At 69.2% G+C, this 24,140-nt stretch carries 8 protein-coding genes; 4 read left to right on the top strand and 4 right to left on the bottom strand.

What is annotated here, in order from left to right; genetic code table 11:
- Positions 1-10 precede the first annotated feature (10 nt).
- The 4 genes from KSS94_RS16465 to KSS94_RS16480 are packed head-to-tail and all read right to left on the bottom strand — an operon-like array spanning position 11 to position 21,285.
- Positions 11-7,843, bottom strand: a complete 7,833-nt coding sequence (locus KSS94_RS16465; protein ID WP_217839158.1) for a non-ribosomal peptide synthetase — start codon at positions 7,841-7,843, stop codon at positions 11-13.
- Positions 7,840-10,893: a non-ribosomal peptide synthetase gene (locus KSS94_RS16470; RefSeq protein WP_217839159.1), complete on the bottom strand. Its 3,054-nt coding sequence runs from the start codon at positions 10,891-10,893 to the stop codon at positions 7,840-7,842. Before KSS94_RS16470 ends, KSS94_RS16465 begins: the two co-directional genes overlap by 4 nt.
- Positions 10,890-11,966, bottom strand: coding sequence for a TauD/TfdA family dioxygenase (locus tag KSS94_RS16475; protein WP_217839160.1), 1,077 nt, complete (start codon positions 11,964-11,966; stop codon positions 10,890-10,892). The genes KSS94_RS16470 and KSS94_RS16475 overlap by 4 nt, the downstream gene beginning before the upstream one ends.
- A gap of 55 nt (positions 11,967-12,021) precedes the next feature.
- Complete coding sequence (locus KSS94_RS16480) at positions 12,022-21,285, bottom strand: non-ribosomal peptide synthetase (RefSeq protein ID WP_217839161.1); 9,264 nt, start codon at positions 21,283-21,285, stop codon at positions 12,022-12,024.
- 226 nt (positions 21,286-21,511) lie between these two features.
- Between KSS94_RS16480 and KSS94_RS16485 the strand changes: the two genes are divergently transcribed.
- From KSS94_RS16485 to KSS94_RS16500, 4 genes are read left to right on the top strand one after another with little or no spacing between them, the layout of a single operon-like run.
- Positions 21,512-22,717 carry a PepSY-associated TM helix domain-containing protein gene (locus tag KSS94_RS16485; protein ID WP_217839162.1) on the top strand — a complete coding sequence of 402 codons (1,206 nt, stop codon included), beginning with the start codon at positions 21,512-21,514 and terminating at the stop codon, positions 22,715-22,717.
- The gene (locus KSS94_RS16490; protein ID WP_217839163.1) at positions 22,714-23,253 is read left to right on the top strand and encodes a PA2404 family protein; all 540 of its coding nucleotides are present in this window, start codon (positions 22,714-22,716) and stop codon (positions 23,251-23,253) included. The genes KSS94_RS16485 and KSS94_RS16490 overlap by 4 nt, the downstream gene beginning before the upstream one ends.
- Positions 23,250-23,567 carry a hypothetical protein gene (locus tag KSS94_RS16495; RefSeq protein ID WP_217839164.1) on the top strand — a complete coding sequence of 106 codons (318 nt, stop codon included), beginning with the start codon at positions 23,250-23,252 and terminating at the stop codon, positions 23,565-23,567. Before KSS94_RS16490 ends, KSS94_RS16495 begins: the two co-directional genes overlap by 4 nt.
- On the top strand, positions 23,564-24,133 hold the full coding sequence (locus KSS94_RS16500; RefSeq protein WP_217839165.1) for a DUF6162 family protein: 570 nt from the start codon (positions 23,564-23,566) through the stop codon (positions 24,131-24,133). Before KSS94_RS16495 ends, KSS94_RS16500 begins: the two co-directional genes overlap by 4 nt.
- Positions 24,134-24,140: the final 7 nt, after the last annotated feature.

Consider the following 24,140-nt stretch of genomic DNA (forward strand, 5'->3'; position numbering starts at 1 on the left):
CCGCACTCCTTTAAGAAATCAGCTTTTCAAGCTCTGCGCTTGATAAACGTTTGAGTGCCTCCAAAGATTTAGCCAATTCGTCTTCGACGGGTTGCGCCACATCGCGCAGGCCGCGCACGTGGGCGCAGAACGCCTCCAGGTTGCTCGCCATGAACAGGTTTTCCAGGCTGACCTCCACCCCCAGCTGCCCGCGCAGGCGGACGATGACCTGGGTGGCCAGCAGCGAATGCCCGCCCAGTTCGAAGAAGTTGTCGTCCAGCCCTACCCGCTCCAGTTGCAGGACCTGCTGCCAGATCGCCGCCACCTGCTGCTGCGTTTCGTCGCCCGGTGCGCGGTACGGCCCGTCGGCTTGCGCCTCGGGCAGCGGCAGTGCGCGGCGGTCGACCTTGCCGCTGGGGCTCAGGGGCATCTGCTCCAGGCGCAGCAGACGCGCCGGCACCATGTACCCCGGCAACGTGGCGGCGACCCAGGCCTTGAGCGCGGCATCCTCGACCGGCGCTGCCAGCACCAGGTAAGCGACCAGTTGTGTACCGCCGGCGGCCTCATGCACCTGTACCAGCGCCTCGCGCACCTGGGCATGCTCGCGCAGGCGCGCCTCGATCTCCGCAGGCTCCACCCGGAAGCCGCGAATCTTCACCTGCTCGTCACCACGGCCGAGGAACCACAAGGCCTGCTCGCCATCGCGCCAGGCCAGGTCGCCGGTGCGGTAGCGGCGGCTGCCCGGCGCGCCGTCCGGATCGGGCACGAAGCGCTCGGCGGTAAGCCCCGGCCGACCCTGGTAGCCACGGGCGAGCAGCTCGCCACCGATGCACACTTCACCCGCGCCATGGCGGGCTGCCGCAGCCCCCTGGCCATCGTCCAGGTACAGCGCACGGCCCGCCAGGGCCTGGCCGATCGGCAACACCGCCGGCACCGCCTGCGGGTTGGCCAGCCACGGCGTGCAGTCCTGCAGCGTAGCGGTGACGGTGGCCTCGGTCGGGCCATAGGCATTGAGCAAGGTCACCGTGCGACCCAGCGCACGCGCCCAGTCCTGCACGGCGCTACCCGGCATCGCCTCGCCCCCGCACAGCACCAGGCGCAGGCTCGCCAGGGCATGCGGCCCGCTGTCGGCGAGGTCACGGGCGATAGTCGCCCAGTACGCGGTGCTCAGGTCGGCCACGGTGATGCCCTGGGTATCGACCGCGTCGCGGAACTGGCTGCTGCTCCACACCGACTGGCCGCGCATGACCAGTGTGGCCCCCACCGCCAGGGTGGCGAACAGCTGCTCGACGAAGGGATCGAAGTTGAAGGTGGCGAACTGCAACACCTTGTCGCTTGCCACCAGTTCCAAGGCCTGGATTGCCGCCTCGGTGTGCCGGGCCAGCGCCCGGTGGGTCAAGGCCACACCCTTGGGCCGACCGGTGGAACCGGAGGTGAAGATCACATAGGCCAGGCTGTCCACCAGGCCCGACCAGGCCGGGTCGTTATCCTGCCCGACCAGCTGGGCCAGAGGCTGATCCAGCGCCAGGGTGGCCACCCCAGCGTCGGCGTGAGCGCGCAGCAGCGCGGCCTCGCCGAGCAGCAGGCTGATACCGCTGTCCTCGACCATGGCCTGCAGGCGCTCCTGAGGGTAGTCCGGGTCCAGCGGCACATAACCGGCACCGGCCTTGAGCACGGCCAGGACCGCCACCGGCAGCTCGACGCTGCGGCCCATGCAGATCCCCACCAGGTGCTCAGGGCCTACGCCGCGCCCGCGCAAGGCATGGGCGAGGCGATTGGCGCGCCGGTTCAGCTCGGCGTAGCTCAGTTGCTGCCCGTCGCACACCACCGCGCAAGCCTGGGGCTGCAGCAGCGCCTGGGCCTGCAGCCGCAGGTGCACCGGCACCAGGGCGGCGCAGTCGTCCACCCGGGCGCGCTCATGGCGCAGCCGTGCCTCGTTCTGAGCCTGGCCCAGCACTGGCAGTTCGGCGACCGCACTGTCGGCTGCCGTCGGCATGGCCAGCAGCAGATTGCACAGCTGTTCGGCCAGGCCCTCGACCACTGCCACAGGCAGCAGCGCCAGGTCATGGCTCATTTGCAGCTGCAGGGTCTGGCCAACGCCAGCGGCGATGGTCAGCGGGTAGCTGGTGCGCTCGTGCTGGTGAACCGTACCGAAGCTCAAGGCACCACCGCCTTCCTGCAAGGCCTCGGCCATGGGGAAGTTCTCGAATACCAGGATATGGTCGAACAACGCCTCACCGCCCTGTCCCACCCAGCGCTGGATGTCGTACAACGGCGTGTGCTCGTGTTCACGCATGGCCAGGTTGCCAGCCTGCAAGCTGCGCAGCCATTCGCCCAGCGGCTGCGCTGGCGAAGGGCTGGCAAGCATCGGCAGGGTATTGATGAACAGCCCGATCTGCTGCTCGATCCCCGGCAACTGCGCCGGGCGCCCGGATACGGTGACACCGAAGCACACCGCCTGCTGCCCGGCCAGGCGCTGCAACAGCAACGCCCAGGCGCCCTGCACCAAGGTATTGAGGGTGACCCGCTGGCTACGGGCGAAGACTTCCAGACGCTGGGTCTGGACCACGTCCAGGGTACGGTCGACGTTGCCCATGCCGTGCTCGGCGCCGCCCGTGCCGGGCAGGCAATCGAGCAAGCGGGTCGGGGCCGGCAGCGGCGCCAACTGCTCGCGCCAGAAGGCTTCGCTGGCGGTCGCATCCTGCGCCTGCAGCCAGCGGATGTACTCGCGCAGCGGTTGCGGCGCCTGGGCAGGCGCGCCGCCGTGGTAGCGCTGCATCACCTCGCCCATCACCTGGGCACTGCTCCAACCGTCCATGAGGATATGGTGATGGGTGTACAGCATCACATGTCGGTCCTGCGCCACCTGCACCAGGCACACCCGCAGCAACGGCGCGCGCGTCAGGTCGAACGGCGTGCTGCGCTGCTCGGCGCACAGCGCCTGCAACGCCGCCGGCAGGTCGGTACGGCCGCGCCAGTCCAGCTCCACCAGGGGTGACGGCACCTGGCGCCGGACCACCTGCAACGGCTGGGCCTGGTCATCCCCCCAGAGGAACCCGCTGCGCAGGATATCGTGGGCCTGCACGGTCTGCTCCCAGGCTGCCCGCAGGCGCGCCGGATCCAGCCCGCCGATCTCCACGTGCAACTGGTTGATATAGGCACCCGCTTCGGCCTGGTACAGCGAATGGAACAGCATGCCTTGTTGCATCGGTGACAGCGGATACAGGTCGGCCACCTCCCGCGCCACCAACCCCAGGCCGTCCAGCCCGGCCTGGTCGAGCCCGGCCAGGGGCACATCCGAAGGGGTCAGCGCGCCGGCCGCCGGGTCCAGGCAGTGCTCCACCAGCAGTGCCAGTTCCTCGGCATAGGCATCGGCCAGACGCTGAATGTCGTCTTGCAGGAACATCTGCCCGCTGAAGCTCCACTCCAACGCCAGTACGCCCTGGTACACCTGGCCACTGATGGTCAGCCAATTGCCCAGCAAGGCCTCGGGGCTGCGCTCGGCGCCCTTGCCCTCGGCCGCCGGGCGCAACAGCGCCTGCTCGTTGAAGGTGCCATCTACCTGCCCCAGGTAGTTGAAGGTGATGCGCGGCACCGGCAAGCCCTGCAGGCGCGCGCGGTCCTGGGCGGTGCCCAGGTACTTGAGGGCAGCGAAGCCCAGCCCGCGGTCGGGTACCGCCCGCAGTTGCTCCTTGACCTGCATGATCGTCGCCGCAGGGCTTGCAGCCGGCTGCAGGCGCACCGGGAACAGGCTGGTGAACCAGCCCAGGGTGCGCGAGAGGTCCAGGTCGGCGCACAGCTCTTCACGGCCATGCCCCTCCAACTGCACGCTGACGGATGACTCCCCGACCCAGCGGCACAGCACCCGGGCCAGGCCTGCCAAGAGCAAGTCGTTGACCTGGGTGCGGTAGGCTGCGGCAGCGCCTTGCAGCAGGCGCGCGGTCAGCCCGGCATCCAGTCGCGTGACCGCCACCTGGCGGTCGGCACTGCGCGCCGGGCCCTGGCTGCGCATCTGCGGCAGCACGCGGTCCGAGGTCGGCAACTGCGCCTCCCAGTACTCCAGCGTGGCGCGCTGTGGCGCAGCCTGGGCCCAGTCAGCCAGCACCTGGCCCCAACGCTGCACCGAGCTGCTGCGCGCTGGCAAGCGCGGGGCGCTGCCGGCAACCAGGGCGTCATGGCAGGCCTGCAGGTCTTCCAGCAGGATGCGCCAGGAGACGCCATCCACCACCAGATGGTGGGCGCTCAGCAGCAGCCGCTGGCTGCCATCGGGCAAGGTCGCCAACACTGCGCGCAGCACCTCGCCACGCGCCAGGTCGAAGCTGCGCTGGGCTTGCTCGAGCAGCTGCGCCAGCTCATCGAGGCTGGAGCAATGGCGCTGCCACAGCAGCCCGGCCGGGGGCGTGACAGCAGCAGGAATGTGCGCCTGCCAGCCCTGCGGCCCCTGGCTGAAGCAACTGCGCAGCACATCGTGGTGGCGCCACAACTGCACCAGCGCCTGCTCCAGCACAGCACCGTCCAGCGCCTGGCGTGGCTGCAACAGCAGTGACTGATTCCAGTGGTGGCGCTCGACCGGATCGGCGGCAAAGAACGCCTGCTGAATCGGCAACAGCAGACACGGGCCTTCGGCGGCCGGCTGCTCGGCCACGATCGGTGCCTGGTCGAACCCGGCGTGGGCGGCCAGGCTGCGCACGCTCTGGTGTTCGAACACATCCCGCGCGCTGAAGGTGATACCCGCGGCGCGGGCACGGCTGACCAGCTGGATGGCGACGATGGAGTCGCCACCGAGCTCGAAGAAGTTGTCGTCCAGGCCAACCTGTGGGCTACGCAGCACCTCGAGCCACAACGCGGCAATACGCTGCTGGCGGGCATCACCCTGGGTGGCGGGCTGGCGGGAAGGGGCCGCCGGCAACGGCAGCGCACGGCGATCGAGCTTGCCGTTGGCCGTCAGCGGCAGTGCCGCCAGTGCCAGCACATGGGCCGGCACCTGGTGCGCCGACAGCCGCTCGCGCAGGTGGGCCTTGAGCGTGTCGGCATCGAGGGTTGCGCCGTCGGCCGCGACCACGTAGGCGGCCAGCTGCGTGCCGTTGGCCCCGGGCACGCCGGCCACCACGCATTCGGCCACGTCAGCATGGGCCAGCAGTTGCTGTTCGATCTCGCCGGGCTCGACCCGGTAGCCGCGAATCTTCAGTTGCTGGTCGGCGCGCCCCAGGTACTGCAACTGGTCATCGGCGCGGTAGCGCACGCGATCGCCGGTGCGGTACAGGCGCTGGCCATTGCCGAACGGGTCGGGCACGAAGCGCTCGGCGGTCAGCCCTGGTTGGCCCAGGTAACCACGCGCCAGGCCCGCGCCGCCCAGGTACAGCTCGCCCTGACTGCCCAGCGCAGCCTGCTGCAACGCGCCGTCGAGCACCTGCGCACGCAGGTTTGGCAGCGGCGCGCCCAGGGGCGCGGCGGTATCCAGCTGCTCGAGCAGGCAGGTGAACACGCCCACGGTGGTCTCGGTCGGGCCATAGTGGTTGACCAAGGCGCAGTCCGGGGCCTGGGCGCGAATGCGCTGCAGCAATGCCGGCGGGCTGGCTTCGCCGCCCAGCACCAGACAGCGGCGCGGCAGCACCCCGGCGTTGTCGCTGCCGAGCAAGGCGCCCAGGTGCGAGGGCACGATCTTCAGTGCATCGACTTGATGTAACTGCATGTAGGCCGCAAAAGCCTCGCCATCGACCGCCGTGTCGGCGTCGATCAGGTGCAGGGTGCGCCCGGCCGCCAGGGCGCCGAACAGCACGGTATGGCCCAGGTCGGCAGCCAAGGTGGAGACCAGCGCCATGCTCTGCACCTGCGCCAGGGGCAGGCGCTGCTCGATGCCGTCCAGGTAGTTGGCCAGGGCCGCATGGCTGATACCGACGGCCTTGGGCTTGCCGGTAGAGCCGGAGGTGAAGATCACATAAGCAAGCTCGGCACCCACCACGGGGGCCGAAGGCGCCTCGCACGGCCCGTCGCCAGGCTGGCTGGCATCGTCCAGCAGGTGCACGGTTACGCCTGGTAAACCGGCGAAGCGCTCGGCCTGGTCGCCCGGCGCCAGCACCCGGCAGGCGCCGCTGTCGGCGAGCATCTGCTCCAGCCTTGGGCGCGGATACTGCGGGTCGAGGGCAACGTAGCAGGCCCCGGCCTTGAGCACGGCCAACAAGCCGACCAGGGTTTCCAGACGGCGTTCGGCGCTCAGCGCCACCGCCTCGCCCGGGGCCACGCCACTGGCTTGCAGGCGCCTGGCCAGCCGGTTGGCCCGGGCGTCGAGCTCGGCGTAGGTCAGCGAACGCGCGCCTTCAACCAGGGCGATGCGCTGCGGATGCTGCGCGGCCTGGGCGGCAAAGCGCTGGTGCAGCCACGGGCCGCTGACCTGGGTATCGGCCTGGCTGGCCTGGGGCGCAGCCCCGATCGGCAGGCTTTCGATGGCCCGCCCGGGCTCGGCCAGCGCCGCGTCCAGCAGTTGTGCCCAGTGCTGGCCAAGGCGCTCGATGGTGCGTGCTTCGAACAGGTCGGTGGCGTACAGCAACGAAGCCTGCAGTTGATCGCCCTGCTCCTCGGTGCTCAAGGTCAGGTCGAAACGCGCCGATTCGGCGCCCACCTGCAGGGGCGCCAGCTCCACCCCCGGCAATTGCCAGCGGTTGCCCTGGCCGGCCGCCACCTGATGATTGAACAGCACCTGGAACAACGGCGTGCGGTCCAGGCTGCGCTGGGGTTGCAGGGCGTCAACCAGATGCTCGAACGGCAGGTCCTGGTTGGCCTGGGCTTCAAGCACCCGCTGGCGCACCTGGGCCAGTACCTGGCTGAAGCTGTGGCGCCCGTCCAGTTCCACCTGCAGCACCTGGGTGTTGACGAAGAATCCGATCAGCCCCTCGACCTCGGCGCGGGTACGGTTGGCCACCGGCGTGCCGACGCGCACGGCTTCGCCGGCGCCGTAGCGCATCAGCAGCACCTGCAACGTCGCCAGCAGCACCATGAACGGTGTGCAGCCATGGACGGCGGCCAGCTGGCGCACGGCGGCGCCCTGCCCGGCCGGCAGCTCGATGGCCAGCCGCGCGCCGCGGCCACTGCGCCGCGCCGGGCGCGGATGGTCGGCCGGCAGCTCAAGGCTGTCCTCGGCCACGCCCAGGCGCTCGCGCCAGTAACCCAGCTGGCGCTCGGCTTCGCCGGCCTCCAGCCACAGGCGTTGCCAACGGGCGTGGTCGGCATACTGGATCGGCAGTTCGGCGGCCGGCGTCTGCTCGCGGTAGTGGCGCAGCACCTCTTCGATCAGGATCGGCATCGACCAGGCGTCGGTGACGATGTGGTGGGTGCAGAACACCAGGGTCCATTGCTGCTCGCCGGTGTGCAGCAGGCTGGCGCGCAGCAGCAGGTCATGCTCCAGGTCGAACGGCCGGGCGGCCAGCTCGGCGGCCACCTGCTCGCGCTCTGCCTGGCTGCTGGCACGCAGGTCGAGCTGTTCAAGGCTGACCTCACGGCCGGCGTGGATCACCTGCAGCACCTGGCGCTCGTCCTGGCGGAAGTTGGTGCGCAGTGCCTCGTGGCGCTGCACCAGCGCTTGCAGGCTCTGCGCCAGGCGCTGGATGTCCAGCGCCCCACTAACGCTCAGCAAGGCCGGCTGGTTGTAGGCCGTGGACTGCGGGTCGAGCTGCCACAGCGACCACAGGCGCTGCTGGGAGAACGACGCCTGTACCGGCAGGCTGGCCTCCTCGCGCGGTGGAATGGGCAGCAGCTCGAAGGCCAGGCCCTGCTCACGCATGCGCCCTTGCAAGGCGCGGCGCTCATCGAAAGCCAGGGCGGCGAAGCGCCTGGCCAGCGCCTGCATGCGATCAGCCAGCTGGGTCATACGTCCTCCACCGCATCGAACAGCGCTTCCAGGGCATCGGCCTTGTCATCGCTTGCACCCGAGCCGCGATGTCGCTCGACCTGCTCGGCCAGCAGGGCCACGGTTTCACCTTCGAAGAACACCCGCAGCGGCAGGTCCAGGTTCAGGCGCTCCTGCACCTGGGAGCGAATGCGCGTGGCCAGCAGCGAGTGGCCGCCCAGGGCGAAGAAGTTGTCGTGCACGCCCACCTGCTCCAGTTGCAGCGCCTCCTGCCAGATCTGCGCCAGGGTCTGTTCCAGTTCGTTGCGCGGCGCCTGGTAGGCGCTGCCCTGGGCTTGCAGGGCAGCCAGGGCGGTGCGGTCGAGCTTGCCGTTGGGGGTCAGCGGCATGCGGTCGAGCAGGCGCAGGAAGGCAGGCACCATGTACTCCGGCATCTGCTCGCGCAGGCGCTCCAGCAGGCGGGTATCCAGGCCGTTGGCAATGGCTGGGTCGCGCGGTACGACAAAGCCGGCCAGTTGCGCACCGGCAGCAGTTTCGCGTACCACCACAGCGGCTTCGCGCACCTCGGGCTGTTGCGCCAGGCGCGCCTCGATCTCGCCCAGTTCGACACGGAAACCACGCAGCTTGAGCTGGAAGTCCAGGCGCCCGAGGTAATCGAGGGTACCGCCGACGCCAGGGCTGACCCGGTCGCCGGTGCGGTACAGGCGCTGGCCCGGCTCGGCGGCAAACGGGTCGGGGACGAAGCGGCTGGCGGTCAGCCCCGGGCGTTGCAGGTAGCCACGGGCCAGGCCCGGCCCACCGACATACAACTCGCCTTCACGGCCAAAGCCCACCAGTTCGGCCTGTGGGTCCAGTACCCGCAAGCGGGTACCGGCGATAGCCCCACCAATCGACACCCGCTCATGGGGCGGCGCAGCCTCGACCTCGTGTGCCGAGCACCACACCGCGCTTTCCGACGGCCCGTACTCGTTGACCAGTTGCGTTTGCGGCAGGCGCTCGGCATGGCGTACCGGCAGCTCGGCCGGACACGCCTCGCCAGCGACGATGACGCAGGCCAGTGCAGGTTGGTCCAGGTGTTCAAGAATTTGCGCGTAGAACGACGGCAAGGCCAGGAAGTGGCTGATGCCCTGCTCGCCGATCAGTTGCGCCAGGCGCACCGGGTCCTTGTGCGCCTGTTCCTGGGGCAGGTACAGCGTGCCACCCTGGCCCAGGGTCCAGAAGATACCCGCCACCGAGCTGTCGAAGGAGAACGACGAGAGCATCAGGAAGCGGCGCAGCGGCGCACGGTAGAAGTCGGCGCGGGCGCGGGTCGAGGCGCAGGCATTGGCGTGGCTGATCATCACGCCCTTGGGCTTGCCGGTGGAGCCAGAGGTGTAGATCACATACGCCAGGTTGGCGGGTGCCAGTGCAACCACCGGTGCCTCGGCCTGGGCGGCCGGCAGGCCGTGTTCGAGGGCCAGGCGGGCCACGCCCTCGGGTACTTCGATCCCCTCGGCCAGCGGGCGCAAGGTGATCAGGCACTGGGCGCGGGCGTCGTGCAGCATGAACGCCAGGCGCTCGGCCGGGTAACCGGGGTCCAGCGGCAGGTAGGCGCCGCCGGCCTTGAGAATGGCCAGCAACGCCACGACGATTTCCACCGAACGTTCGCCATACACCGCCACCACGCTGTCCGGGCCGACCCCACGCTCGCGCAGGGCCTGGGCCAGGCCATTGGCGCGCTGCTCGAGGCTGGCGTAGTCCAGCGCCTGCTCACCAACCTGCAGGGCGATGTGCCCCGGGGTGGCACGGGCGGCCTGTTCGAACAGGCCATGCAAGGTTTCATCGGCCAACAGCGCCAGGTCGGCGCTGCGGTCCAGGCGCTGCAACAGCTGATCGGCCTGGGCGTCATCCACACCGCCGAACTGCTGCAGGGGCCGGTCGAGGTCGGCCGCCACCTGCCCGGCGAAACGCTCGAACTGCGCCAGCCACGCCTGCAACTGGGCCGTCTCGAACAGCCGTGCCGGGCTGAGCAGGTGCAGGTCCAGGCCTGCGCCCTGCTGGCGGGCACGCAGCAGCAGCTTCTGCGCTTGCGGCCAGTCCTGTTCCAGCAACATGCCCTCGGCAGGCGGCTGGGCGTCGTAGCCACAGGCATAGGCCGGCAGCAGTGCGGCGCCCAGGTCGCCTTCGTCCAGGCAGTCCAGCCAGGAGCGGCCCTGGCGCAACTGGCCGGCCAGGGCCGGCAGTTGCTCGCCCAGGCCACGGGCGCTGTCGATGTTCAAAAGCAACGGCAACTGACGGGCGAAATGGCCGACGGTCTGCTCCAACTGCTCGTTGCGCCCGCTCACCTCAAGCCCGAGCAGCAGCGCCGGTTGCTGGCCCAACTCGGCCAGAAACGCCGCCCACAACACGGCCAGGGCTTCTTCGTTGCTCAATTGGGCGCCAGCGCCAACCTTCACCAGCGCCTCGCCCAGCGAGGTGCCACGCAGCTCGGCCTGGGGCGTCTGGGCATGCGCCAACCGGCGCTCGAAAGGCAGCATGGCCGGGCGCACCTGCTCGCCCAGCAAGCCACGCCAGAAGCCACGGCCCTGCTGGCCAATGCTCTCCTGGGCCAGGTCACCCTGCCAGGCGGCGTAGTCGGCGTACTGCAAGGCGTCGAACTCGGCCAGCGGCTCACCGCGCAGCAGGGCTTGCAGTTCTTCACCCAGCAGTTGCAGGGCCGCCGGGTCGGCGCTGGCCAGGGCCACGCCGAGCAGCACGCGCTCGCCCACCAGGCTGGCCGCTAGGGGTGCCTGGGCCAGGCCCTCGGCTACCTGCTCGCGGGCCTGTTCCGGCGACTGGGCTTGCGCCACCCGCAGGTCTGCCTGGGCGTGGATGGCCTGGGCCAGGTGCTTGAGGCCCGGTACCTGCACGTAGCGGGTGCGCAGCACCTCGTGGCGCTCGCACAGCTGGGTCAGCGCCTGGCGCAAGGCGTCCAGCGACGGGCGTGCCTGCAGCGTCAGCCACAGGCGTGCGGCCAGCGCCTCGCCGCCGGCCTGGAGGATATGCGCCTGCTGGGCGGAGGTCTGGAAAATGTCAGGGGTGCTTGCGCTCATGCTTCGGCTCCTTGGCCCAGTGCCACTTCGCTGCTTTTCAGCGGGATGGCCATGGCCGTGAGAATTTTTCGCGGGCCGGTATAACCGTTGCGCGCGTGGATGGTGAGGATGTTGTCGAGGATCACCACGTCGCCCTTCTGCCAGGCGAACTCGACCATGACGTCGCGGTAGATCTGCTGCAGGTGGCGGATGTGATCCTCGGGGATCGGGCTGCCGTCGCCATAGAAGGTGTTCTGCGGCAGGTCATCGTCGGCGAATTCGGCGCGCAGGCTGTCGCGGATGCTCTCGGGCAAGGTCAGGGCATTGAAGAAGGTGGCGTGGTTGAACCACACGGTTTCGCCGGTACGCGGGTGGCGGACCATGGCCGGGCCCTTCTGCCGGGTGCGCAGGCGGTTGCCGGGCTTCCACTCGGGGGTTACACCGATCTTTGCGCAGTAGGCCTCCACCTCGGCGCGGTCTTCGGTCTGGAACACCGTCTGCCAGGGCAGGCCCATGCCGTCGCCGTAGTTGCGCACGTACAGCACGCCGCCCTTGCGCACGAAGGCATCGCGCACCTCGGCATCGATGCGCGGCAGAATCAGCCGGGTATCGCCGAACGGCGTCTCGCCGCCGGTGGCCGACGGCAGGTCGCAGTAGAAGTACAGGTGCAGCGGGAACACCGGCGAGTAGGAGTGTTCGTTGTGCGGGAAGATCTTCTCCACCGCCGGGTAGTCGGTGGAGCTGTAGACGTTCAGTTTGCGGGTGATCTGGGTGCGCGGCGAGGCGCGGAACAGGTACTCCAGGGCACCGCCGGAAATGGCGTCGACGCACTGGTTGAACTCGCCGATATCCTGCACGGCGAAGCCGCGGAACAGGATGGTGGCGTGCTGGTCGAGCTTGCTCTCGATCAGCGCGCGGTTCTGCCCGGCCCACTCCACCAGGCTCACGCCGGGCACCTTGGGCGTGCACACCAGCGGCAGGCTGGCGCCTGCGAACATCGGCGAGAATTCCACGAGGCTGTCGTGGTCCATGCTCAAACTCTTGCGCCGTCCCTTGGCCAATACCGGTATGGCTTGCGCCTCGCTGTTGGACATTTGCATCTCCCGTTCGGTGGAGCCGCAGGCCCAGCGGCCGGCGGCAAGACAATCACTACTGCAGCTCGACCCCGCGGGCACGCCGGCGGATCGGATGCTGCGCCTTGAGCTGCGCCTGGCGCGCCTGGGCCTGGGCCTGTTCGGCACTGGCCTGCAGTTGCGCGGCATGGGCCAGCAACTGCACAAGTGGCGCTTGCGGCGCCTCGAGCAACTGCTCGAAGACCCCTTGCAACTGGCTGAACACACCCTGCATGTCGGCCGCCGTGTACAGGCTGGCGTCGCACTTGAAGGCCACGGTCAGCTGTTCGGCGTTGACGAACTCGGCGATCAGGTCGAGTTCGGTGGCGCCCTGCCCCGCTTCCAGCGTGGTCACCTGCAGGCCTTGCGGCGCCTGCATCGGCAGGCTGCCTTCCTGGTAGATGAACTTGATCGCGAACAGCGGCGAGCGGCCGGCCTGGCGCGGCAGGCGCAAGGCCTCGACCAAGCGGTCGAATGGCAGGTCCTGGTGATCGGATGCGCCGGCCACCACATCGCGGCAACGCGCCAGCCACTGTTCGGCGCTCAGGCTGTCGTCCAGCGTCAGCTGCAGTACCAACTGGTTAACGAAGAAGCCGACCATTTCTTCAACCCCGGCATGGTTGCGGTTAGCCACATCCGTACCCAGGCGCACCCGGGTGCTGCCACAGCGCTGTGCCACCACCAGCGAGAAGCCGGCCAGCAACAGCATGTACAGGGTCAGGCCACGGGCCTTGGCCGCGCCGCGCAGGGCCTCGGCCAACGGCTGCGGGAAGTCGAAGGCATGCACCTGGCAGGTGCCGGCGGGCACGCCGGCTTGCGGGCTGCCCGGCAGGCGGGTGAGACGGTGGTCGTCACCCAGGGTGCGCTGCCAGTAGTCGAGCTGGCGCTCGAGCTGCCCGGCCGCCAGCCACTGGCGCTGCCACACGGCAAAGTCGAGGTAGGCCAGGCCCGGCGCCGGCAGGGCTGGTGCGGTGCGGCACACGGCGGCGTCGTAGAGGGCTACGAACTCGCGCAGCAGGATGCCGAACGACCAGTGGTCGGCGACGATATGGTGCAAGGTCACCAGCAACAGGTGCTGCTGCTCGGCCAGGCGCAATACCGCCACCCGCAGCACCGGCCCGTTGACCAGGTCGAACGGCGCCTGGGCCTGCTCGGCCAGGGCCTCGGCGATGGCCGCCTCACGGGCGCCAGCCGGCACCTGGCTGAGGTCGTGCCGGGTCAGCGCCAGGGGCACTTGCGGGTGTACCTGCTGCCAGCTGTCGCCAGCGTCCTGAAGGTAGGTGGTGCGCAGCACCGAATGGCGTTGCAGCAAGGCCTCGAAGGCGCTGCGCAAGGCGTCGATATCCAGCTCGCCGTCCAGTTGCAGGGCGCGCGGAATGTTGTACATCGAGCTGTGCGGCTCGAGCTGCCAGAGGAACCACAGGCGCTGCTGGGCATAGGACAGCGGCTGGCGCACGCTGGCATCCTGCGCTTGCAACGACGGCGCCGCCTGCTGGCTGGTGCCGGGCGCGCAGGCTTCGACCGCAGCCGCGAAGGCTTGCAGGTCGGCGGCTTCGAACAGGCTGCGCAGCGCCAGGTCGAGACCGTGGGTATGGCGCAGCCGGCTGATCACCTGGGTGGCCAGCAACGAATGCCCGCCCAGATCGAAGAAGTTGTCACGCAGGCCCACCCGTTCAAGCCCCAGTAACTCGCACCAGAGCGCGGCCAGTTCAGCCTGCAGGGCCGTGCGTGGCGCCTCGAAGGCCTGCTGCAGCAGGCTGGTGTCCGGCGCCGGCAGGGCCTTGCGGTCAAGCTTGCCATTGGGCGTCAGCGGCAGTTGCTCCAGCACTTGCCAGTGCGCCGGCTGCATGTAGTCAGCCAACTGCCCGGCCAGCGCCGCGCGCAGCGCCTCGCACAGCGCGGCCTGCGCATCCCGCCCGGCCAGCGGCTGGCGCGGCACCACATAGGCCACCAGTTGCTGGCCGACCGGGCCAGGTACGGCCACTACCGCTGCCGCCGCCACGCTGGGCTCGGCCAGCAGGCGCGCTTCGATCTCGCCGGTTTCGACGCGGAAACCGCGGATCTTCACCTGGTGATCGACCCGGCCGATGTACTCCATCTGCCCGTCCGCCAGGCGCCGCACAAGGTCGCCGCTGCGATACAGGCGCGCCCCCGGGGTGCTGGCGAACGGGTCGGGGACGAAGCGTTCGGCGGTCTGCGACGGCCGCCCATGGTAGCCACGGGCCAGGGCCTCGCCGCCGATGTACAGCTCGCCGACCACGCCGTCGGGCTGCAGGGCCAGGCCCTCGGCCAGCAGGTAGGCGCTGCGCCCGGCCACCGGCCGGCCGATGGGGGCATAGGCACTGCTGAAGCGGGTATCGGCGCTGGCCTCCCAGAGGAACGGGGTGATGACCGTTTCGGTCGGCCCGTAGCCGTTGACGATATGCTGCGGGCGCAACTGCCGCTGGATCTGCTCGAAGCCCTCGCGGGGGAAGGCCTCGCCGGCCACGTTGAACGAACGCACCGAGGCGGCGCCACCGTGGGTGGCCGCCCAGGCCGCCATCTGGCAGGCGTACTGGGTGGGGAAGTAGACCAGGCTGGCCTGCTCGCGCTCGATCACCTGCAGCGCCTGTTCGGCGCTCCACAGGCCTTCGCCGCGCAGGATGCAGCGGGCGCCGCTGATCAGCGGCAACAGCCACTGCTCGGTGCCCCAGTCGAAGTTCAGCGAGGCAAAATGCAGGAAACGGTCGCTGCTGCTGATGCGGTAGCTGCGCTGCATGGTCAGCAGGTGGCGCAACAGCGCGCCTTGCTCCAGCGCCACGCCCTTGGGCCGGCCGGTGGAGCCGGAGGTGAACAGCAGGCACAGCAGGTTGCCGCCAGCGAGTGTCGGCGCAGGCGCCTGAACGCCGTGCTCGGCCAGTTGCAAGGTATCGACCCGCAGCAGGCGCGCGGCGCTGCCCGCCAGCAGCGCGGCGCTGCGCGCATCGCCCAGCACCAGCGTCACGCCGCTGTCCTCGAGCATGTGGCCCAGGCGCTGCGCCGGGTACTCCGGGTCCAGCGGCACGTAGGCGCCACCGGCCTTGAGAATGGCCAGCAGGCCAATGATCAGGCGCTCGCCGCGGGGCAACGAAATACCCACCAGCACCTCGGGGCCGACGCCTTCGGCGACCAGGCGCCGGGCCAGGTCGCTGGCCTGGCTGTCGAGGCTGGCGTAGCTCAGGGTGCGCTGTTCGGTGACCAGGGCGATGGCCTCGGGGGTACGCCGGGCCTGGGCCTCGATCATCTGGTGCAGCCACAGGGGCTCGACCGCTGCCGGCAAGGCCTCGGGCATTTCCAGCAAGGCCTGGCGGGCCGCCGGGGTGACGATTTCCAGGGCGGCCAGCACTTGCTGCGGGCCGGCGAGGAACTGCTCCAGCAGGCATTCAAGCTGCGCCGCCAGGGCCTGCACGGTGGCCGCGTCCAGGGCTGCGCATTGGTAGCTGTAGTGCACCTGCAGGTGCTCGCCCAAGGTCACCGCCAGGGTCAGCGGGTAGTTGGTGCGCTCCAGGTTGGCGACCTCGCCGAAGCGCACGCCTGCCTGCTGCGCCTGGCCCAGGGCTGCCGACAGCGGGTAGTTCTCGAACACCAGCAGGGTGTCGAACAGCGCATCGTTGCCCTGCCCCGACCAGCGCTGGATCTCGTACAGCGGCGTGTGTTCGTGCTCGCGCAGCGCCAGGTTGAGCGCCTGGACCTGCTGCAGCCAGTCGCCCAGGGGCTGCTGCAGGGCGGGCCGGGCAATCACCGGCAGGGTATTGATGAACAGGCCGATCTGCGCCTCGATGCCCGGCAGTTGGGCCGGGCGCCCGGCCACGGTGGCGCCGAAAGTTACGCAATCCTGGCCGGTGCAGCGCTGCAACAGCAGCAGCCAGGCCGCTTGCACCAGGGTGTTGACGGTGACCTTCTGCTGCCGGGCGAAGGCGCCCAGGCGTGCGCCGAGGGCGTCATCGAAGGTCTGGTAGACATCGCCGTGGCTGGCGCCGCCGTCGCTGCCCGCCGCCGGCAGCGCGTGAGCCAGCCGGGTCGGGGTTTCCAGCGGCGCCAGCTGCTCGCGCCAGAAGGCTTCGCTGACGGCCATGTCCTGCTGGCCGAGCCACTGGATGTAATCGCGGTAAAGCCCCACGGGCGGCGCTACCTGCTGCCCGGCGTAGCGTTGCAACACCTCGCCGAGCAACTGCGAATTGCTCCAGCCGTCCAGCAGCAGGTGGTGGCTGGTCTGCACCAGGTGGTGACGGTCCTCGCCGGTGCGCACCAGGGTCAGGCGCAGCAGCGGCGCCTGAGCCAGGTCGAAACCGGCCTGGCGGTCTTGCTCGGCCAGCACCTGCAGGGCCTGGGCCAGATCGTCACGACCGCGCCAGTCCAGCTCACGCCAAGGCAGCTGGGCCTGGCGCAGGACCATCTGCAACGGCCGCGCCTGCTCACCCTGCCAGGCAAAGCCGGTGCGCAGGATGGCGTGGGCGTCCAAGGCCTGCTGCCAGGCCTTGCGCAGGCGGGCCGGGTCGAGCCCGTCCACATCCACGCGCATCTGGTTGACGTAGTCGCCGCCGGCTTGCCCGTAGAGGCTGTGGAACAACATGCCCTGCTGCATCGGCGACAACGGGTAGAGGTCTTCGAGCTGGCGCGCCGGCACCGGCAGTTGCGCCAGAGCCGCAGCATCGAGCCCGGCCAGAGGGAAGTCCGAGGCAGTGGCCTGACCAGGGGCCTGCAGACAGTGGCTGACCAGCGCGCGCAGCTCGCTGGCAAAATCATCCACCAGCGCCTGGATACGCTGGGCGGCGAACATCTGGGTGCTGAAGCCGAACTGCAAGGCCAGTTCGCCGCCATACACATGGCCTTCGACGGTCAGCCAGTTGGCCAGCGGTGCATCGGCGCCCTGGCCCTGGCCGGCGCCGTGGCTTGCGGGCAGCAACAGCGCCTGCTCGTCGAACTGGTGGTCGAACTGGCCCAGGTAGTTGAAGGTCACCCGCGGGCGCGGCAGTGCTGCCAGTTCGGCGGCGGCGACCGCATCGCCAAGGTAGCGCAGCAGGCCATGGCCGATGCCCTTGTCCGGTACCGCACGCAGCTGCTCCTTGATTGCCATCAGCGCCGCGCCAGGCTCGGCCTCGGGCACCAGCAGCACCGGGTGCAGGCTGGTGAACCAGCCCACGCTGCGCGACAGGTCGAGCTCGGCGAACAGCGTCTCGCGGCCGTGCCCTTCCAGTTCGATCAGCGCACCAGGGGCGCCGGTCCAGCGGCACAATACTCGGGCCAGGGCGGTGAGCAGCAGGTCATTGACCTGGGTGCGGTAGGCCGCCGGCGCCACCTGCAGCAGCTCGCGGGTCAACTCGGCATCGAAGCGGCATTCGAGTTTTTGCGCGTGGCGGTTGAGCAGCGCGCCGGCCGGGTTGTCGCATGGCAACTCGGCCACGGCGGCGCGGCCCAGGTGCTCGCGCCACCATGGCAACTGCGCCTGCAAGCCCGGCACTGCCTCGTGCAGGCTGCGCGCCCAGTCCTGATAGCTGCTGGTGCGTGCCGGCAACTGCGGCGCCTGGCCTGCCAGGGCCTGGCGGTAAAGCCCTTCGAGGTCTTCGAGCAGGATGCGCCAGGACACCCCATCGACCACCAGGTGGTGCAGGGCCAGCAGCAACTGCTGGCGGCCTTCGGGCAGCTCGATCAACAGCACCCGCAACAGCGGGCCGTGGGCCAGGTCGAGGCTGCGCTGGGCCTGCTCGCACAGGGCCAGCGCGGCGTCTGCATCAGTAGCGGTGCACTGGCCGAACACCTCGCCCGCCTCTTCTGCGTAATGCTGGTGCCAGTTGCCGTCGCGCTGCTCGAAGCGCAGGCGCAGGCTGTCGTGATGCGCCACCAGTTGCTCCACAGCCCTTGCCAGTGCGGGGCCTTGCAGGGGGGCTCGGGCATCGAGCAGCAGCGCCTGGTTCCAGTGCTGGCGGTCGGCGATGGCTTGTTCGAAGAACCAGTGCTGGATGGGAGCCAGTGGCACCTCGCCACTGGCTGGCCCGCGCACCGCCAGCTGGGTGGCCTGGCCGGCAACCATGGCCAGGCCGCGGATGGTCTGGAACTGGAAGATGTCCTTGGGGGTCAGCGCCAGGCCCGCCTCGCGGGCGCGACTGACCACTTGCATGGAGACAATCGAGTCGCCACCCAGCTCGAAGAAGTTGTCCTGCGCGCCGACCTGCTCCAGGCCCAGCAGGGCCTGCCAGATCTGCGCCAATGCCAGCTCGCGTTCGCCGCTGGGCGGCACGTGCTCGCGCTGGGTGTGCAGTGCGTCGGGCGCCGGCAGCGCCTTGCGGTCGAGCTTGCCGTTGGGGGTCAGCGGCAGCGCGGCCAGCAGCGGCATGGCCGCTGGCACCATGTAGTCGGGCAAGTGCTCGCCCAGGGCGGCACGCAACTGTTCGCGCAGTGTGTCCTGGCCGGCCGGGTCAGCCAGCAGCGCGGCGTCGGCTGGCACCACGTAGGCCACCAGCTGGCGCCCGCTCGGCCCTTCCGGGGCCAGCACCGCCACCTCGCTGACCTGCGCCTGGGCCTGCAGGCGCGCCTCGATTTCGCCCAGTTCGATACGGAAACCGCGCACCTTGACCTGGTGGTCGATACGGCCGATGTATTCCAGTTCGCCCTGCTCGCGGTAGCGCAGCAGGTCGCCGGTGCGGTATAGCCGGCCGCCGTCGGCGGCGAACGGGTCGGGCACGAAGCGCTCGGCGGTCAGCCCCGGGCGACCAAGGTAGCCGCGGGTAATGCCGGCACCGGCCAGGTACAGCTCGGCCGAGCAGCCCTGCGCCACCGGCTGCAGGGCGTTGTCGAGCAGGTAGGCGGCGGTGTGCGGCAGTGGCCTGCCGATGCTGGCCCGCCCGCCAGCCTGGCGCCGGGTCCAGGTGGAATAGGTGGTGTCCTCCGAAGGGCCGTACAGATCAAAGACATGGGCCAGCCCCGGCAGCGCATAGAGGGCATCCACCACCCGCTGCTTGAGCGGCTCGCCGGCCAGGTTGACGATGCGCACACTGGCGGGCAGCAGGCCGTCGCGCAGCAGCGCGGTAATCGCCGAGGGCACCGTGTTGACCAGGCGCACCTGGTCGCGGGCCGGCAGTTGCGGCAGCTCCAGGGCATTGCGCGCCAGCACGATGGAGCCACCGGCGGCCAGGGTCACGAACAGCTCCCACACCGACAGGTCGAAGCAGATCGAGGTGGAGGCCAGCACACCCTGGATGTCGTCAGCGGTGTACACCCCGCGCGACCAGTGCAGTAGCGCCAGCACGTTGCGGTGGGTGATGGCCACACCTTTGGGGCGGCCGGTGGAGCCGGAGGTGTAGATCACGTAGGCGAGGTTCTGCGCCACGGCGTGATTGGCCGGGGCCGATGCCGGCCAGGCGGCCAGGCTGTGTTCGTCGCCGTCCACCAACAGCACTTCGGTGCAGTCGGCCAAGGCCAGGCGCCCAGCCACCTCCGGTTCGCTGATCACTAGGTGCGCGGCGCTGTCCTGGAGCATGTAGGCCACGCGCTCTGCGGGGTAGTCCGGGTCCAGCGGCACGTAGGCGCCCCCGGCCTTGAACACCGCCAGCAGTGACACCAGCAGTTGCGGGGTGCGCGGCAGGGCCACGCCGACCCGGGTCTCGGGGCCTACACCGGCTGCCACCAGGCGCTGGGCCAGGCGGTTGGCCCAGCGCTCGAGCTGGCCGTAGCTGTACTGCTCCAGGCCAAAGGTGAGCGCCAGGGCGTCGGGGTGGGCGGCGGCCTGGCGGGCGATGCACTGGTCGATCCGCGAGACCTGGTCAAAGCCCTCACCCGGCGGGTTCCAGTCGTGCAGCAGTTGCTGTTGTTCGGCACTGCCGAGCATCGGCAGGCGCGCCACCGGCTGCTCGGCATCGGCGACCATGGCCCGCAGCAGGTTCAGCCAGTGGCCGGCCATGCGCTGGATGGTCGGCGCGTCGAACAGCTCATCGGCGTAGGTCAGCGCGGCATGCAGCTGGCCGCCCTTCTCCCAGGTGTCCAGGCTCAGGTCGAACTGGGTGGTGCGGCCCTGCCACTGGATCAGGTCGAAGCGGATGCCCGAGGCGGTCTGCAGGGCGGTGAGGTCGGTGACCAACGGCTGGTGGTTGTACATCACCTGGAACAACGGGTTGTGCGCCAGGCTGCGCTCGAGCTTGAGGGCCTCCACCAGGCGCTCGAACGGCAGCTCCTGGTGGGCCTGGGCGCCGAGGGCAGTGTCGCGCACCTGGGCGATCAACCCGGCCACGCTGAGGTGTTCGTCGATGCGGCAGTTGAGCACCTGGGTGTTGACGAAGAAGCCGATCAGGCCTTCGACCTCGGCACGGTTGCGGTTGGCGATGGGCACACCCACGCGCAGCTCGCCCTGGCCACTGTAGCGGTACAGCAAGGCGTCGAAGGCGGCCAGCAGGACCATGAACAGGCTGGCCTGATGCTGCTGGGCCAAGGCCCGCAGTTGCTGCGCAAGCTCAGCATCGACGGCAAAGCCGTGGCGGGTGCCACGATGGCTCGGAGTGGCCGGGCGCGGGTGATCGGTGGGCAGCTCCAGCACCGGGTGTTCGTCGCCCAGCACCTGCTGCCAGTAGGCCAGTTGGCGTTCCTGCTCGCCGGCCTCGAGCCAGGCGCGCTGCCACAGGGCATAGTCGGCGTACTGGATCGGCAGCGCCGCCAGCGGCATGGGCTGGCCCTGGCTGAAGGCGTCGTAGCAGCGGATGAACTCGTCGATCAGCACGTTCATCGACCAGCCATCAGAGACGATGTGGTGCAGGGTAAGCAGCAGTACGTGGCGTTCGGCCCCTAATTCAAGCAGGCGGACCCGCCACAGCGGGCCGTGTTCCAGGTCGAACGGCAACTGCGCCTGCTGCTCGGCACAGACCTGCACCTGCTGCTCTGCAGCGGCCGTATCGAGGCCGCAGAGGTCTTCGAAGTCGATGCTCACGCCCTGCGCCGCCGGCACCAGGCGCAGGCCCTGCTCGCCCTCCTGGCGCAGTACGCTGCGCAAGGTTTCGTGGCGCTCGGCCAATGCCTGCAAGGCCTGCTCCAGGGCCTGGCGGTCCAGCGGCCCGTCCAGCCCGACGGCGCCAGGCAGGTTGTAGGCTGCGCCCTGGGGCTCGAGCTGCCAGAGGAACCACATGCGCTGCTGGGCATACGAGGGCAGGCCGCGCTCGGCGGCCTGCACCCCGGCGGGGATGGCGAACTGGGCAAAGTCGACCTTCTCCCGGGCTAGCGCCTGCAAGAAGATCCTGCGTTTTTGCGCCGGCAATTCGAGGAATCGGCGGGCAAGGTTGCGGGCATCTTGAGCATTCATTGGCGTTCATCCGTAAAGAGGGGCAACGAGCCGGGTAGCTCGGTCGTGCAAGGGAAACGGATGACCAAAAGGGAAAATTAACCGTGGCCGGCAGGCGCCGCCGGTCGCCCTGAAACATTTGCTTTCATTTAGCCTGGCAGGTTTCTCATTCTCATCCGTCCTATTAAGTGCAGCCTTCACGGTTGAGCCGCGTCTCGACCGCACTTTTTATGCAGAAGACCGACCGATGGCCCGACAACCGAAAAAGAAATCCAACTCCAAACTGTGGTTCCTGGTGCACAGCTGGCTTGCCCTGCCGATCTGGTTCTTTGTGCTGATCGTGTGCTTTACCGGCATGCTCGCAGTGGTCAGCCAGGAGATCGTCTGGCTGGCCAACCCGGACGTGCGCGCCAGCAAGCCCGATGACGCCGCCGATGCCGAGCGGCTGAGCTTCCAGCAGGTACTGGATGCCATGCACAAGGCCGAGCCGGACCTGGCGGTGCGCTTTCTCAGCCAGCCGGATGGCTCGCACTTCGCCCTCAACGCCTCGGTAACGCGCCCGGACGGCACCACCTCGCTGCTCTACGTCAACCCATACAGCGGGGCGATCCAGGGCCAGCGGCCGAGCTTCGATTTCGAGGCCTTCACCCGCGCCCTGCACGGCTGGTGGCTGGTGCCGTTCACCAACGGCTACAGCTGGGGCTGGTACCTGGTGTCGATCCTCGGCTTGCCGATGCTGGCTTCGCTGGTAACCGGCCTGGTGGTGTACAAGAAGTTCTGGCGCGGCTTCTTCAAGCCGGTGCGTACCGGCCATGGCCGGCGAATCTTCTGGGGCGACGTGCACCGCCTGGCCGGGGTGTGGTCGATCTGGTTCATTGCGGTGATTTCCATCACCGGCACCTGGTTTTTGATCCAGGCGATTCTTGGCGACAATCACGTGACCATTTCCACTGAACCTGTGGTGCCGGTAATCGCCCGTGAGCAGGTGCCGCAGACGCCTGACGGTACGCCAGCGCCGCGCATCGACCTGGACGAGGCGGCGCGCATCGCCACCCAGGCCATCGACGGCCTGGAGGTCAGTTTCATCTCGCTGCCACTGACCGCCTACAGCCACATCAGCATGGGCGGGCGCGGCTGGTACCCGCTGATGTTCCAGACCGCCGAGGTCAACCCCTATACGCGCAATGTCGACAGCCAGTTCCTGCTGGCCGACCGCTCCGCGCTGGAGTTCGTCACCGAGTCGATGCGCCCGTTGCACACCGGCGACTTCGGCGGCCTGGCGATCAAGCTGATCTGGTTCTTCTTCGGCCTGGTACTGACCCTGATGGTGTTCAGCGGCCTGCTGATCTGGACCAAGCGCACCGCCCAGGCCACTGCCGCCGCGCTCAAGCGCAGCGAGCGCCCGGTGCGGGTCAAGCAAGCCGGTGACACCACCGTGGAGGCCCAGCCATGAGCCAGTCGAATACCTTGCCGCAGGGCGGCTTCAAGCAGTGGTGGCTGAAGTGGCGCTTCCACTTGAACATCCTGCTGATTCTCATACCGCTGGGCTTCATGCCCAAGTATTTCGCCGACGCCAAACTGTTCCGCGGCGAGAGCGGCCTGGGCGCCAACGTGACCCAGGGCATCCCGATAGGCCGCTGGAGCCTGGACCTGGCCGAGATGCGCGACGAGGCGCCGCGTGCCGATGGCCCGGCCGGCCACTTCAAGGCGTTCAACGCCGCCCTGTGCAAGACCTGCACCGAAGGCGTCAAGGCGGTCTACCTGCGGGTCGGCAAACCCCGCAGCCTGCGTGCCGCCGGCACCATCTTCTTCGGCTCGCCCTACCGCATGGTCACCAACCTGCCGATCCCGCCGCGCACCCGCCCGGACGCCGACATCTGGATCACCCTCGAAGGCTGGGACGGCAAGATGTACCAGGCTTCGGTCCCGCTGGCCAAGGCATCCCCGGCCACCGTGGCCTGGCTCGAGAAACAAGGAGGCAACAAATGAAACAGCTGCTGCGCAGGCTCGCCCTGCCCTTCGCCTTGCTGGCCGCCACCCCGGCGCTGGCGCACAACCCGATGTGCGAATGCACCGAAAGCGGCGAGCAGATCACCTGCAAGGGTGGCTTCTCCGACGGCAGCGGCGCGCCGGGGGTAACCCTGGATGTGATCGGCTATGACGAACAGGTGCTGGTGGCCAGCAAGCTGGGGGACGATTCCAGCCTGACCTTCAAGCGCCCCGACGGTGAGTTCTACGTGCTGTTCGATGCCGGCCCCGGCCACGTGGTGGAAGTCGACCACGCCGACATCGGTGCGCCATGAGCCGCGCACAGCTGGTGCGCCCGGCCGGTGCCGGGCATGAAACCCTGTACGTGCTGCTGGCGGCGTTGCTGATTGTGCTGCTGGCCGCAAGCGTGGTGTCGTTGCGCGGCGAGCGCGACGACGAACAAACGGTCGAAGCCCACCAGCTGGATGCCCGCCGCGACCTCAACGCCGCCGAGCAAGGCATCCACACCGACCTGTGGGTGGCGGCGGACGAGATCCGCGCCCTGCGCGACGAAACCGGCACCGCACCTGGCGCCGAGGCCCTGGCCGACGAAGGCCTGCCGCCGTTCGTGGCGGATGCCAGCAGCCAGAGCCGCGGCAACCACCAATGGACGCAGTTGCCTGGCAACGCCTACCTGGGCCACAGCCAGGATGCAGCAGTGGCCGGCAGCTTCCTGCTGATCGTGCCACTCGACGGCCAGGCCCCTGCCGACCTCTGGCTGCGCCGCGACAGCAGCGCCGTGGCCCCTGACGCCCTGGATGCCGACACCCTGATCGCCGCCGGCTGGCAGCAGATCGTCACCCACTACGATGCCGGGGTCACCCGCCAGCACCGCCACTGATTTCAAG

It is taken from the genome of Pseudomonas fakonensis (assembly GCF_019139895.1).
GTDB classification, from domain to species: domain Bacteria; phylum Pseudomonadota; class Gammaproteobacteria; order Pseudomonadales; family Pseudomonadaceae; genus Aquipseudomonas; species Aquipseudomonas fakonensis.